Raw genomic sequence first — 12935 nt, 5'->3', positions numbered from 1 at the left:
AGACTTGAACGACTCACCTTACATTATGGCAGTAGCGATGAAAGTAAACACGCAAGTAGCACAACAACGTCAGGTTCTGGAGCAGGCGGTTTCACAGGCGCTGGAGCTGGCGAAAGGCAAGTCAGACGGCGCAGAAGTTGCGGTCAGTAAAACCACTGGTATCAGCGTCAGCACCCGCTACGGTGAGGTGGAGAACGTCGAATTCAACAGCGATGGTGCGCTTGGCATCACCGTTTATCATCAAAACCGCAAGGGCAGCGCTTCGTCCACCGACCTTAGCCCGGACGCGATAGCGCGTACCGTACAGGCGGCGCTGGATATCGCGCGTTATACCTCGCCGGATCCTTACGCAGGCGTGGCCGATAAAGAGCTGCTGGCCTTTGATGCGCCAGATCTCGATCTCTTCCACCCGACGGAGATTGACCCGGAGCGCGCTATTGAGCTTGCCGCGCGGGCGGAAAATGCTTCTCTTAACGTAGACAAGCGCATCACCAATACCGAAGGCGGCAGCTTTAACAGCCATTATGGCATCAAAGTTTTCGGCAACAGCCACGGCATGCTGCAAAGCTACTGCTCCACCCGCCACTCTCTTTCGAGCTGCGTGATTGCCGAAGAGAACGGCGATATGGAGCGTGATTACGCCTACACCATTGGCCGTGCGATGGAAGATCTTAAATCACCCGAGTGGGTAGGTGCCGACTGCGCTCGTCGCACATTGTCGCGCCTGTCGCCTCGTAAATTGTCCACCATGAAAGCACCGGTTATTTTCGCCAATGAAGTGGCGACCGGGCTGTTTGGCCACCTGGTCGGCGCGATTGCGGGCGGCGCGGTGTACCGTAAATCGACCTTCCTGCTGGACTCCCTCGGCAAGCAAATTTTGCCGGACTGGTTGACCATTGAAGAGCATCCTCATTTGCTGAAAGGCCTGGCTTCCACGCCGTTTGACAGCGAAGGTGTGCGCACCGAACGCCGCGATATTATCAAAGACGGCGTGCTGCAGCAGTGGCTGCTGACCAACTATTCCGCGCGTAAGCTGGGGCTGAAAAGCACCGGTCATGCGGGCGGGATCCACAACTGGCGCATTGCCGGCCAGGGCCTGGGCTTTGAGGAAATGCTGAAACAGATGGGCACCGGGCTGGTGGTAACCGAGCTGATGGGGCAGGGCGTAAGCGGCATTACCGGCGACTATTCTCGCGGTGCGGCAGGCTTCTGGGTTGAGAACGGCGAGATTCAGTATCCGGTGAGCGAAATCACCATCGCCGGTAACCTGAAAGACATGTGGCGCGAGATAGTTACTATTGGCAACGATATAGAAACACGTAGCAACATTCAGTGTGGTTCAGTCTTACTTCCGGAGATGAAGATAGCCGGTCAGTAAAGCAATGTGGCGCGCCCTGCCGCGCCCTTTTCTCATATAATAAAGATAAGGTGAGTTAATGCGTAAGCAACTGATTGCAATGTTAGCAGTATCATCCGTTTTGTTGTCCGGCGCCGCTTTTGCGAAAGATGTCGGCGACGACATGGACATCATCGCCAAAAACTATAAGACCGTACTGAGCACCAAAGATGCCGCCGAGCTGAAAACTTCACTGAGCAATATGCGTGAAGCGGCTCTGGATGCGCAGAAAGGAACGCCGCCAAAGCTGGAAAATGAAGCGGCCGACAGCGCCAACATGAAAGAGTACCGCCACGGGTTCGATATCCTTGTCGGCCAGATCGACGGCGCGCTGAAGCTGGCTAACGAGGGCAAGGTGACGGAAGCTCAGGCTGCTGCCGCAGACTTCAAAACCACCCGCGATACCTACCACAAGAAGTTCCGCTAACGTATTCCGCAAGCCTCCATATGATGGGGGCTTTTTCTTTCTTGCCTGACCACTCCACGGTGTCTCAACCTGAGCCTAATAGGGGAGCCTGCAGTTTTCTGCGTTAACCCTTCTGTGGAATATCCTTTTGCCCGATCACAAAACCCACAATCCATTATTACTCTAAGGCTAATGATGGTTCCCTGAGCTTAATTGATACCCCTTTCGGCGTGGCGCACACTTTTAACCAGACTAAAGCCAATCAAAATGATTCGCTGAATCAGGAGGTTAATAATGAGTGCTAGCCAAACGCCCGCCCGCGTCTGGAACACCCGCCGCACCGAGAAGCAACGGCGGATGGCGTCCAGCAACGTGCAGGGCAAGGTGATCCCGACCGGGGACCTCGTCGGAGTGATGGAAAAGCTGATTGCGCCGGGTGACCGGGTGGTGCTGGAAGGGAACAACCAGAAACAGGCGGATTTCCTCTCCCGCATGCTGGCGGAAGTCAGCCCGCAAAAAGTCCACGATCTGCATATGATCATGCCGAGCGTCGGGCGCAGTGAACACCTCGATATTTTTGAAAAAGGTATCGCCCGCAAGCTTGACTTCTCTTTTTCCGGCACGCAAAGCCTGCGTATTTCTCAACTGCTGGAAGACGGGCAGTTAGAAATCGGCTCTATCCACACCTACATCGAACTCTATGCGCGCTTATACGTCGATCTTGCGCCTAACGTTGCGCTTATCGCCGGGTATAAGGCCGATCGCAAGGGTAATCTTTATACCGGCCCAAGCACCGAAGATACGCCCGCGCTGGTTGAAGCTGCCGCCTTCCACGACGGGATTGTTATCGCTCAGGTGAACGAGCTGGTAGACGACGACTGCGACCTGCCGCGCGTCGACATTCCCGGCTCGTGGATTGACTACGTAGTGGTTGCCGATAAGCCGTTCTTTATCGAACCGCTGTTTACCCGCGACCCGCGCCTGATCAAACAGGAACATATCCTGATGGCGATGATGGCCATCAAAGGCATTTATGCCGAGCACCAGGTTCAGTCGCTGAACCACGGTATCGGCTTCAACACCGCCGCCATCGAGCTGCTGCTGCCAACCTACGGCGAACGTCTTGGCCTGAAAGGCAAAATTTGTAAGCACTGGACCCTTAACCCGCACCCGACGCTGATCCCGGCGATTGAGAGCGGCTGGGTTGAGAGCGTGCACTGCTTCGGCGGCGAGCTGGGGATGGAAGAGTACATTCGCGCTCGCCCGGATATCTTCTTTACCGGCGCCGACGGCTCCATGCGTTCCAACCGCGCCATGTGCCAGCTGGCAGGGCAGTATGCGGTGGATATGTTTATCGGCTCCACCCTTCAGGTGGATGGCCTGGCCAACTCCTCAACCGTGACCCGTGGTCGCCTGTCCGGCTTCGGCGGGGCGCCAAACATGGGCCATGACCCGCACGGCCGTCGCCACGCTACACCGGCCTGGCTGAATATGATCACCGAACCCGACCCGATGCAGCGCGGCAAAAAGCTGGTGGTGCAGATGGTCGAAACCTTCCAGGCAGGCGTGAAGCCAACCTTTGTGGAAACCCTGGATGCCGTTGAAGTTGCCAAAACCTCCGGCATGCCGCTGGCGCCGGTGATGATTTACGGCGACGACGTGACCCACGTGCTGACCGAGGAAGGGATTGCGTATCTCTACCGTGCGGAGAGCCTGGAGGAGCGGCGCGCGATGGTTGCGGCGGTAGCCGGCATCACCGACATCGGCCTGGGCGTTGACGCTAAGCGCGTGGCAGCGCTGCGCCAGAGCGGCAAAGTGGCTTACCCGGAAGATATGGGCATCCGCCGCAGCGAGGCAACCCGTTCTCTGCTGGCGGCAAGCAGCGTGGCCGATCTGGTCGAATGGTCCGGCGGCCTCTACAACCCGCCAGCGAAATTCCGGAGCTGGTAATGAAATTACATCCACAGAAAGGCGTTGAGGCAGGGGCGGACTGGCTGGCAAGGGCAGCAACCCAAAGCCTGATCGAAGAAGCCCGCCTGAGCCCGAAACCCGGTCTGGTGGACAGCCGGGGGAATGGCGCCCATCACGACCTCAGCCTAGCGCTGATGGAGCGATCGGCCCACAGCCTGACCCCGACATTTCATGCTCTGGCATTACAAAGCTGGGAACGTCCGGCAGACATCGCGCTGCGCCAGCTGGTAGGGCGCCTGGGGCGCGAAGGGGAGCAGCAGATGATGGCCGCGACCTGCGGGGTGAATACCCACCGCGGCGCAATCTGGGCGCTCGGCCTGCTGATTTCCGCAGCCGCTATGCACGGTATGACGGGCAGCAGCGCGGAAATTACCGCCACGGCAGCACGGCTTGCCGCGCTTCCGGATGAGGAGGCTCCTAAGAGCTTTAGCAAAGGGTTGAGAGCCACAAGACGCTATCGCGTGCCGGGCGCTCGTGAAGAGGCTCAGCAGGGCTTTCCTCACATTATGCGTCTCGCGCTGCCGCAGCTTCGCCGGAGCCGCCAGTCCGGAGCAACGGAAGGCGAGGCCCGCATTGATGCTCTGATGGCGATTATGACTTCGCTCTCAGATACCTGCGTACTCTCCCGCGCTGGGTTAACTGGTCTGGAAACGATGCAGAACGGTGCCCGCAGCGTGCTGATGAACGGCGGTATGTCGCGCAAAGAGGGCCGCGATGCGCTGCAGGTGCTCGACCGCAACATGCTGGCGCTCAATGCTTCTCCGGGCGGCGCGGCCGATTTGCTCGCCGCAACGCTGCTGCTCGACAGCATCGCCGATGATGCCACCCCGCTTCACTCACTTATTTAACGAGGGTGTTATGGAACACATTACGTTGTCATTCCCCGCAACCCGCACGGCCACAGGCAAAGCTTTGGCTGGCGTGGTGGGCTCCGGGGATATGGAAGTCCTGTTTACTGCCGCACAGGGGCAGACGCTGAATATCGACATTACCACTTCTGTAGATAACAGCGAAAAACGCTGGAAAGCACTTTTCGACCGACTGGCCACGCTGAGCAGCCTGCCCGCCGGGCAGCTGAAAATTCATGATTTTGGCGCGACGCCGGGCGTGGCGCGTATTCGTATCGAACAGGTCTTTGAGGAGGTGGCTCATGCGTGACGACAGCAGCTTTATCGAATTAAGAGCCCGCGAGCGTGCACGTCTGCTGCTGGATGAGGGCAGCTACCGTGAACTGCTCGACCCGTTCGACGGCATTATCTCGCCGTGGCTGGGGCCGCAGGGCATTGTGCCGCAGTCCGATGACGGCATGGTCGTTGCCAAAGGCACGATTAACGGCGGGCCAGCGGTGGTCATTGCCATTGAAGGCGCATTCCAGGGCGGCAGCATGGGCGAAGTCTCCGGCGCGAAAATGGCGGCGGCGCTTGAGCTGGCGGCGGAAGACAACCGCAACGGCATTCCGACTCAGGCGGTGCTTTGCCTCGAAACCGGCGGCGTGCGCCTGCAGGAGGCCAACCTCGGTCTGGCGGCGATTGCCGATATCCATGCGGCGATTGTCGATCTGCGTCGCTACACCCCGGTGATTGGCGTTGTGGCCGGGACCGTAGGCTGTTTTGGCGGGATGTCGATTGCCGCCGCGCTATGCAGCTACCTGATTGTGACTCGCGAAGCTCGCCTTGGCCTTAATGGCCCGCAGGTTATCGAGCAGGAAGCGGGCATTGCGGAATATGACTCCCGCGACCGGCCGTTTATCTGGAGCATGACCGGCGGCGAGGTTCGCTATCAGAGCGGGCTGGTGGATGCGCTGGTTGGCGACGGCGTGCATGCCGTCAAGCAGGTGGTTAACGAAGCCATCGCCAAAGGCGTTCCGGCGCAGCATCGCACCGACAACTACGCATGGTATCTGGACCGGCTGACCCATTTCGACACCAGCAAACAGGCCGATGCCGAACAGATCAAACAGCTTTTTGGGGAGAAACGCTAATGAGCCAGAAACTGAACCGCGCCGCCGTATGGCTGGACACCTTAGTCCCGGATGCACCGCGTATGGCCGGACTGTGCGCCTCCGTACAGGTCGCCGACGGCAACGTTGACGGGAAGGCTGCTCGCTTTATCGCCGTGGTGCCCGATGCCAACAACCATTATCCCCGCGCTGCCGGCGGCGAAGTGGGGTTGCTGGAGGGCTGGACGCTGGCAAAAGTGGTTAGCGAAACCATCGCGGAAGATGCCGACAAGGCGGAAAAACGTGCCATCGTCGCCGTGATTGATGTCCCAAGCCAGGCCTATGGCCGCCGCGAAGAGGCGTTCGGTATTCATCAGGCGCTGGCCGGTGCCGCAGGCGCTTACGCCAACGCTCGCCTGGCCGGGCACCCTGTCGTGGGCCTGATTGTCGGCAAAGCGATGTCCGGGGCGTTCCTTGCCCACGGCTATCAGGCTAACCGGCTGATCGCTTTTAACGACAAGGGCGTGATGATCCACGCGATGGGGAAAGAGTCCGCCGCGCGTATCACCTTACGTACCGTCGAGGCGCTGGAAAAACTGGCTGCCACCATCCCGCCGATGGCCTATGACATCAGCAACTACGAAACCCTGGGGCTGCTGTCCGCGCTGCTGGATATCAGCAACCCGGACGCGCCGAAAAGTGACGATGTGGCAAAAGTGAAGGCTGCCCTGAGCACGGCGGTGAAAGAAGCCCGTAGCGAGACTTCGCTGAAATGCCGTCTGCTGGCGAAAAATCGCCACAGTTCGGCGCTGGTCCGCGAGCGTATGCGAGCCAGCTGGTAATAAAAAAGACAGACCTGCCGGACTCTATAACCAGGCACGGTAAGCCGTGCCTGAGTAAAACAAACGTCCGAAAAATAATAAATATCGCGACCGTGCTAACTCTCTTTATTGACTCAAGGTGAAGTTATGACTTACGTGATCGTTCATGCTCTGGCCCCTATTTTTGTCATCATGCTGCTGGGCTTTTTCGCCGGCAAAGTGAAAATGGTCGATAACAAAAATGTCTCGCTGCTAAACATTTTTGTCATGGACTTTGCTCTCCCTGCCGCGCTGTTTAGCGCGACCGTGCAAACGCCGTGGCTCGGTATTGTTCAGCAGTCACCGCTGATTGTGGTGCTGGTGCTTGCGATGTGGATTACCTACGCGGCGATTTACTTCCTGGCGACCAGCGTATTTAAAAAGTCGCCGCAGGATGCCGCGGTGCTGACCCTTACCGTGGCGCTGCCTAACTATGCCGCGCTGGGCCTGCCGATTTTAGGCAGCGTGCTGGGCGAAGGTCCTGCGACCTCGCTTTCGGTGGCCGTATCGATCGCCTGCGGTTCCGTCCTGATGACGCCATTCTGCCTGCTGATTCTTGAACGTGAAAAAGCACGTGCGGCAGGTGAAAGCAGCGGCTCCACGCTGGCAATGCTGCCGGTGCTGATGTGGCGTTCGGTGAAAAAGCCTATCGTCTGGGGCCCGCTGCTGGGGGTTGTGCTGTCGGCTATCGGCATCCGCATGCCTGACCTGCTGCTGGCCTCCATTAAGCCGCTGGGCCTGTCAGCAACGGCCGCCGCGCTGTTCCTGACCGGGGTGATCCTGTCTGCCCGCAGGCTGCAGATCAACACCATGGTTATCACTGCGACCATCACCAAGCTGCTGATTCAACCGTTTATCGCCTGGGGCATCGTGCTGGCGCTTGGCCTGACCGGCCCGGTAGCGATTACCTCTATCCTGATGATTGCCCTGGCCGCCGGTTTCTTTGGCGTGGTGTTTGGTAACCGCTTTGGCGTGCAGTCGCCGGATGCAGAAGCCGTGTTGTTGCTTAGCTCGGTACTCTCTATCCTGTCGCTACCGTTGTTTATTTCTCTGACTTCAGGACTTTAATTTATGCCGACATTACGTCCCCACGATCTTCTGTGGCTCAGTAACCCCGCGGCGCTGGAAGGCGTAAACGAAGATTGGGTTGCAGGCCAATGGCGTGCTGCGTTGCCGGTGGTGGTGCGGCGTGATGTCGAACGTGACGGATGTGTTCCGGTGGGTGTGCGAGGAATGCGGCGAGACCAGCGAGCGGCGGGCTGGGTGAATACGGCGAGCGTTAAGCGCGTCGTTAGCCCGGAAGCGTTATCCAGTCGCGATCTGATGCTCCGTTCGCCGTTTGTTTCCATGCCGCCGGTGCAGGGCGCAATTCAGCTGGCAAGCCGCTCGTGGGCATGGCGCTGGGGCATTACCGGGAGCGCAGGCTACGCGCTGGCAACCGAAGTGCCGGTGATGCATGCCGCCAGCGACCTCGACTTGCTGATTCGTTGCCCACAGCCGATCGCAAAAGAGGCGCTGGCAGAGTGGCAGAGCCTGACAGATAAACTGCTTTGCCGGGCCGATACGCAAATTGAAACGCCCTGCGGCGCGTTTGCGCTGGCGGAATGGCTTAGGGAAAAGCACGTGCTGCTGAAAACCAATCAGGGGCCGCGGCTTGTGACCGATCCCTGGCAGTTGGAGAATAACGGATGAAGATACTTTTTACCTTTCCCGGGCAGGGCACCCAGCGCCCGGGCATGCTGCAAGCCTTACCTGAACGTGACGCCATCATGGCGCAGGCGAGGGCGGTTTTAGGGGATGAGGCAGACCAGCTGGATAGCGCTGCTGCGCTTAAGCATACCCGAGCCGTACAGCTTTGCCTTCTGATCGCTGGCGTCGCCTGGGCGCAGGAGCTTGAGCGTAATGGCGTGAAGCCGGATATGGTCAGCGGCCTGTCGATAGGTGCTTTTCCGGCAGCGGTAATAGCCGGTGTCATCAGTTTTGCCGATGCCCTGCGCTTGGTGGCGCTTCGCGGCGACCTGATGGAGCAGGCTTATCCTGAAGGCTATGGCTTAACGGCTATCGTCGGGCTGCGTCTTGACCAGGTGGAAGCGCTGGCAGCAAACAGCGGCACCTGGATCGCGAATATCAATGCGGAGCAGCAGATTGTTATTGCCGGTAGCGATGAGGCGATGGCGAAGGTCGCGGCGCTGGCACTTGAGCAAGGTGCGCAAAAAGCTCGCCAGCTGGCGGTTAGCGTACCGTCTCACTGCGCTTTGCTGAATGAGCCTGCGCAGCAGTTAAAGCGTGCTTTTGCTGATGTGGCGCTAAGTCGTCCCGCCTGCGCTTATCTCAGCGGCAGCACGGGGCGCGTACTCTGGCTGCCGGAGCAAATTGCGGACGATCTGGCGCTCAATATGGCGCGTACGGTGTGCTGGCGAGACGCTATGATTGCCGCCAACGAGCGCGATGTACGCCTTGCCATCGAGATGCCGCCGGGCAGCGTGCTTTCAGGCCTGACCCGCCAGGCGTTTCGGGAGGGCATTACCGTTTGCCGGGAGCAAAACAGCGTGGCGGCGATTGCCCACCTTGCGGAAAAAACTAGGGCGGCGCGTTAGGCGTATCGATAAACGATCGGGCGTACATGCGCCCCTCGGCGGCCAGCGCCAGCAGGTTTGGATCGTGCTCCCGGTTGCGGGCGAAGACGATGGCGATGGTCTGCTTCATCTGGTACTCCTCGGCAAGCCGTAACAGCTGCACCGAGTTTTCATACACCTTCTTCATTCTTCCGGGCATCAACGTCAGTCCTACGCCCGCCTGCACCAGGCTAACCATCGAGAAAATGTCGTTCACCCTGGTGACGATTTCCGGTTCGAAACCGGCAACGTGAAAGGCTTCCTGGAAACCCGCATAGGTCGCAAAACCTTCCGCCAGTGAAACGAATTTTTCGCCGTGGAATTCGCGCAAATCTGCCGGATGGCCGGTGTCTAGCGGGAAGCTGGCCGGGGCAGCGAGGAAAATATCGTCCCGGAACATCGGCAGGACTTCCAGCCGCGAGCGATCGATTTCTCCTTCAGAAATAGAAATCAGGATGGCGTCCAGCACGCCGTCTTCCAGCATATTGAGCAGCACCTGGTTTGAACCCATGGTGAGGTCCATTTCCAGCTCCGGCCGCCTGAGTTTCATGCCCATGATCAGTTTTGGAACGGTTTCGAGCGTCAGGGAATAGAGTGTGCCGATGCGCAGCCGCCCCTGTCCTACGCCCGCTGCCTGGCGGGTTTCATCGATGCCGCGAGCCATCAGCGCAACCACCTCTTTGCCGTGCTCCAGCAGGGTAAACGCGGACTCGAGCGGCACCAGGTTGCGCCCTTTATGGATAAACAGCGGGCAGCGCACACCTTCCTCCAGTGTATGTAATGCGCGATGCACGCTAACCCCGCTGATACCCAGCGCTTCCGCGGTGCGCGCAATGTTCCCTTTCTCCATAAACTCCATAAAGATCTCAAGCTTACGGAAGGTGATCTCAGCGTCGATTTTCATTACCCGGCGATAACCCCACTCGGAAAAATTATGCCATTAAGGTATAGCAAACGAGACCGAACGGCACTGATGAGCCGCAATAAGCGGCAGGATTTACTGTTGCACTACGAACGTATCGGTCATAAGCAACGCCAATAATGGCGGCAAAACCGTCCTCTCATCACACTTTCGAACAAAAAGGGCCGCTGGAAAGAGGGCTTTTTGCTGCTCAGTTATGTGAGCTAATTCACGGTAAGCCAGCGGAAAACCGTCATTCCAGGGTTTTATGTGGAACAGATCACTATTGCCTCGTCGATTTCCACTTCGAAGTGGAAAACAACTCGCTACAAACCTTCCTCCCCGCCAGATAGCTTAAACAACAGATTAGTTAACGAGGTACCCAGGGTGAATAACGGAGCGGTAATGGTTCATGAAGCCGAGGAGTTAACGACGCGTATTCAGGATTTTATTTACGCGCTGTTCAAAAGTAAGCACATCACGCCTAACGCGGTACAGGAACAGATGCTGGCCTCCCACGTGAAGGCGATGATTCATCGCTCTCTCACCGGAGAGCCGTTACCAGAAGTGGAAGAGAGCTTGTTCGAAGAGATCTCCGCGGAGTCGATGGAAATGGCGCAGGCGGTGGTCGATCAGTTCGGGAATCTGCCGGTAGAAGAAGCGTGGTTGCTGTCAGTGCATTTCGAAGTGGCGAAAGACAATCTTTGAATTATCAGGAGAAAACAATGGAACAAATTACCGTAGTCATTGGCGACCGTCTGGGCAAAGGCCAGAAAGTTGCAGCAGGGATCGAAAAAGCGGGCGGCCGCGCCGTGGTTATTCCTGGCGTCGCCGCTGATATGAAGCTGGGCGATGTGATGAAAGCAGAAAACGCCACCTTTGGTATTTCCTTCTGCGGCAGCGGCGGCGCAGGCGCTATCACCGCGCAAACCAAACATGGCTATAAAGCCAAATACGGCATGCGTTCCGTTGATGAAGGCGTGACCGCGATTAACGAAGGCAACAACGTGCTTGGCTTTGGTTTTATGGATAAAGAAGAGCTGGGTGAGCGCCTGGTACTGGCGTGGAACAAGAAGTACGGCAGCTGAGTATGAAAGAGAAATTCGCAACTACGGTGCGGGTCAGCGGGCGCGGCGATACCAAAGCCAAAGCCTTTTCCGATGCTCTGAACCACGTTCAGGGCACGATGCTCAAATCCACCAACCGCATTCTTCTGCGCATTGAGCCACAGGACGTGCAGGTTGTTCAGGCGCAGGTCAGGGTGCGCAAAGAAGCGTTTCTGTTCTTCTTCCTGCGCCGGGAAAGGCGGAGCTACAGCGTGGAGCTGGATGTTTCCGTCAACGTGACGGCTCTTAACCTCGATGAGGTGGATTTCGTCGCGCAATAAAACAACTCCAATAAGGGCAGATACATGTTCCTCATTATCTTATTTAAATCACTCATCATCGGCGGCCTCGTCGGTGTGGGCGTTGGCGCCGGGGCCGCGCGTATGTTCCACGCGCCAACCAGTCAGGGCATGGGCGCATTCCGTACACTCGGCGAGCTGAACTCCTGTGAAGGGGACCCGGCTTCTCACTTCTCCTTCGGGCTCGGCTTCTTCTTCAACGCCTGGGCATCTTCCGTTGCTGCGGGGGCTTTCACCCAGGACGTGGATCACCGCATCATCCCAAACTGGGGCGCGGCGGCGCTGATGGTGAAGAACCGCAATGTAGCGGAAACCCTGCATGACCCGAAAAAAATGGCGATCGCCTGCGGCATCATCGGCATGATTGTGGTGGCGTTCCTGAACTCCACCGCCTCTGCTGTTCCCGCGGCGCTTCAGGTGACGGCAGTCAAAGTGCTGGTGCCTGCGGCTAACCTGCTGGTGAATACCGTGATGCCGGTGATTTTCTGGTTGGCGGCTATCGATGCCGGTAAAAAATCGGGCTTCTGGGCAACCATCTTCGGCGGCGCAGCGCAGCTGATCATGGGTAACGCCGTACCGGGCCTGGTGCTCGGCATCCTGATCGGCAAGGGCGTTGAAGAGAGCGGCTGGCACCGCGTTACCAAAGTGATGATGACGGCTATCGTTGCCCTCTTTGTTCTGAGTGCCTTCTTCCGTGGGTTCGACATGAAGATGATCGAGTCTTTCCATATGGCCGTGCCGAACTGGCTGGATCTGCTGCATAACTCGCTGAGCGGCAAATAAGGGGATAATGCATGGAACAGAATAAAGGTTTTTGGTACGCGGACTGGTCATTCCCGATCTTCGTCGGCCTGCTCTCCTCCGGCGTCTTTGCCGGGACACATATGTACTACCTGTACGGTATTGGCGCGTTTAACGAAGTGGCCTTCGTGGCGATGCTGAAGTCGGGGATTGATACCGGCGTTTACGGCGCGGTGGCCGCGTTCGGCGCAAGCTTCCTGTTTGCCCGCATCATCGAAGGCTCCCTGGTGGGGATCCTGGATATCGGCGGGGCGATTCAGACCGGCGTGGGTCTCGGCGTTCCGGCGCTGCTGCTGGGCGCGGGCTTTGTTTTCCCGGTCGCCAACTTTGCGGCTTCGCTGGTAACGGGTCTGGTGATTGGCCTGGCCATTGGCTACATCATCATCCTGGCGCGTAAGTTCACCATCAACCAGAGCGACTCTACCTACGGGGCAGACGTCATGATGGGCGCGGGTAACGCCTCCGGCCGCTTCCTTGGGCCGTTGATTATCCTCAGCGCCATGACGGCTTCGATTCCTATCGGTATTGGGTCGTTAGTGGGTTCTCTGCTGTTTTATCTCTGGGGCAAACCGATTACCGGCGGTGCGATCCTCGGCGCCATGATTTTAGGCTCCATCTTCCCGGTAGCGTTGTAAGCAGTA

The 12935-nt window shown here is 58.1% G+C and carries 16 protein-coding genes; 15 read left to right on the top strand and 1 reads right to left on the bottom strand.

Features of this window, described 5'->3' with window-relative positions; all coding sequences use genetic code 11:
- Positions 1–25: 25 nt before the first annotated feature.
- The 10 genes from pmbA to mdcH all read left to right on the top strand — a co-directional run bounded on the left by pmbA (position 26) and on the right by mdcH (position 9169).
- Positions 26–1378, top strand: coding sequence for a metalloprotease PmbA (gene pmbA, locus EL098_RS20235; RefSeq protein WP_039296438.1), 1353 nt, complete (start codon positions 26–28; stop codon positions 1376–1378).
- A gap of 58 nt (positions 1379–1436) precedes the next feature.
- A complete protein-coding gene (cybC, locus tag EL098_RS20230; RefSeq protein ID WP_126357817.1) occupies positions 1437–1823 on the top strand; it encodes a cytochrome b562 in 387 nt (128 codons plus the stop codon).
- A 273-nt stretch (positions 1824–2096) separates the two neighbouring features.
- Positions 2097–3752, top strand: coding sequence for a malonate decarboxylase subunit alpha (mdcA, locus tag EL098_RS20225; RefSeq protein ID WP_126357816.1), 1656 nt, complete (start codon positions 2097–2099; stop codon positions 3750–3752).
- Entirely contained in the window at positions 3752–4621 is an 870-nt protein-coding gene (locus tag EL098_RS20220) for a triphosphoribosyl-dephospho-CoA synthase (RefSeq protein ID WP_126357815.1), read from the top strand. Before mdcA ends, EL098_RS20220 begins: the two co-directional genes overlap by 1 nt.
- 10 nt (positions 4622–4631) lie before the next feature.
- Positions 4632–4931: a malonate decarboxylase subunit delta gene (locus tag EL098_RS20215; protein WP_126357814.1), complete on the top strand. Its 300-nt coding sequence runs from the start codon at positions 4632–4634 to the stop codon at positions 4929–4931.
- Positions 4924–5754 (top strand): biotin-independent malonate decarboxylase subunit beta, encoded by an 831-nt coding sequence (locus EL098_RS20210; protein WP_126357813.1) that lies wholly within the window; start codon positions 4924–4926, stop codon positions 5752–5754. Before EL098_RS20215 ends, EL098_RS20210 begins: the two co-directional genes overlap by 8 nt.
- The gene (mdcE, locus tag EL098_RS20205; RefSeq protein WP_126357812.1) at positions 5754–6554 is read left to right on the top strand and encodes a biotin-independent malonate decarboxylase subunit gamma; all 801 of its coding nucleotides are present in this window, start codon (positions 5754–5756) and stop codon (positions 6552–6554) included. The genes EL098_RS20210 and mdcE overlap by 1 nt, the downstream gene beginning before the upstream one ends.
- Before the next feature lie 126 nt (positions 6555–6680).
- Positions 6681–7640, top strand: coding sequence for an AEC family transporter (locus tag EL098_RS20200; protein ID WP_126357811.1), 960 nt, complete (start codon positions 6681–6683; stop codon positions 7638–7640).
- A 3-nt stretch (positions 7641–7643) separates the two neighbouring features.
- Entirely contained in the window at positions 7644–8264 is a 621-nt protein-coding gene (locus tag EL098_RS20195; protein WP_126357810.1) for a malonate decarboxylase holo-ACP synthase, read from the top strand.
- On the top strand, positions 8261–9169 hold the full coding sequence (gene mdcH, locus EL098_RS20190) for a malonate decarboxylase subunit epsilon (RefSeq protein WP_126357809.1): 909 nt from the start codon (positions 8261–8263) through the stop codon (positions 9167–9169). The genes EL098_RS20195 and mdcH overlap by 4 nt, the downstream gene beginning before the upstream one ends.
- Here the strand turns inward: mdcH and EL098_RS20185 are convergent.
- On the bottom strand, positions 9153–10091 hold the full coding sequence (locus EL098_RS20185; RefSeq protein ID WP_126357808.1) for a LysR family transcriptional regulator: 939 nt from the start codon (positions 10089–10091) through the stop codon (positions 9153–9155). The genes mdcH and EL098_RS20185 overlap by 17 nt on opposite strands.
- 402 nt (positions 10092–10493) lie before the next feature.
- Between EL098_RS20185 and EL098_RS20175 the strand changes: the two genes are divergently transcribed.
- From EL098_RS20175 to EL098_RS20155, 5 genes are read left to right on the top strand one after another with little or no spacing between them, the layout of a single operon-like run.
- Positions 10494–10796, top strand: a complete 303-nt coding sequence (locus EL098_RS20175) for a glycine dehydrogenase (RefSeq protein WP_126357806.1) — start codon at positions 10494–10496, stop codon at positions 10794–10796.
- A 17-nt stretch (positions 10797–10813) separates the two neighbouring features.
- Positions 10814–11176 (top strand): SFCGS family glycine-rich protein, encoded by a 363-nt coding sequence (locus EL098_RS20170; RefSeq protein WP_038476335.1) that lies wholly within the window; start codon positions 10814–10816, stop codon positions 11174–11176.
- Positions 11177–11178: 2 nt separating this feature from the next.
- Positions 11179–11475, top strand: coding sequence for a DUF4312 family protein (locus tag EL098_RS20165; protein WP_126357805.1), 297 nt, complete (start codon positions 11179–11181; stop codon positions 11473–11475).
- Between the two features lie 24 nt (positions 11476–11499).
- Positions 11500–12276 carry a DUF4311 domain-containing protein gene (locus tag EL098_RS20160; RefSeq protein WP_126357804.1) on the top strand — a complete coding sequence of 259 codons (777 nt, stop codon included), beginning with the start codon at positions 11500–11502 and terminating at the stop codon, positions 12274–12276.
- An 11-nt stretch (positions 12277–12287) separates the two neighbouring features.
- Complete coding sequence (locus EL098_RS20155) at positions 12288–12929, top strand: DUF4310 family protein (RefSeq protein ID WP_126357803.1); 642 nt, start codon at positions 12288–12290, stop codon at positions 12927–12929.
- Positions 12930–12935: the final 6 nt, after the last annotated feature.

This window comes from Cedecea lapagei, from assembly GCF_900635955.1.
GTDB lineage: Bacteria > Pseudomonadota > Gammaproteobacteria > Enterobacterales > Enterobacteriaceae > Cedecea > Cedecea lapagei.
This window is presented reverse-complemented; position numbering and strand designations above follow the sequence as displayed.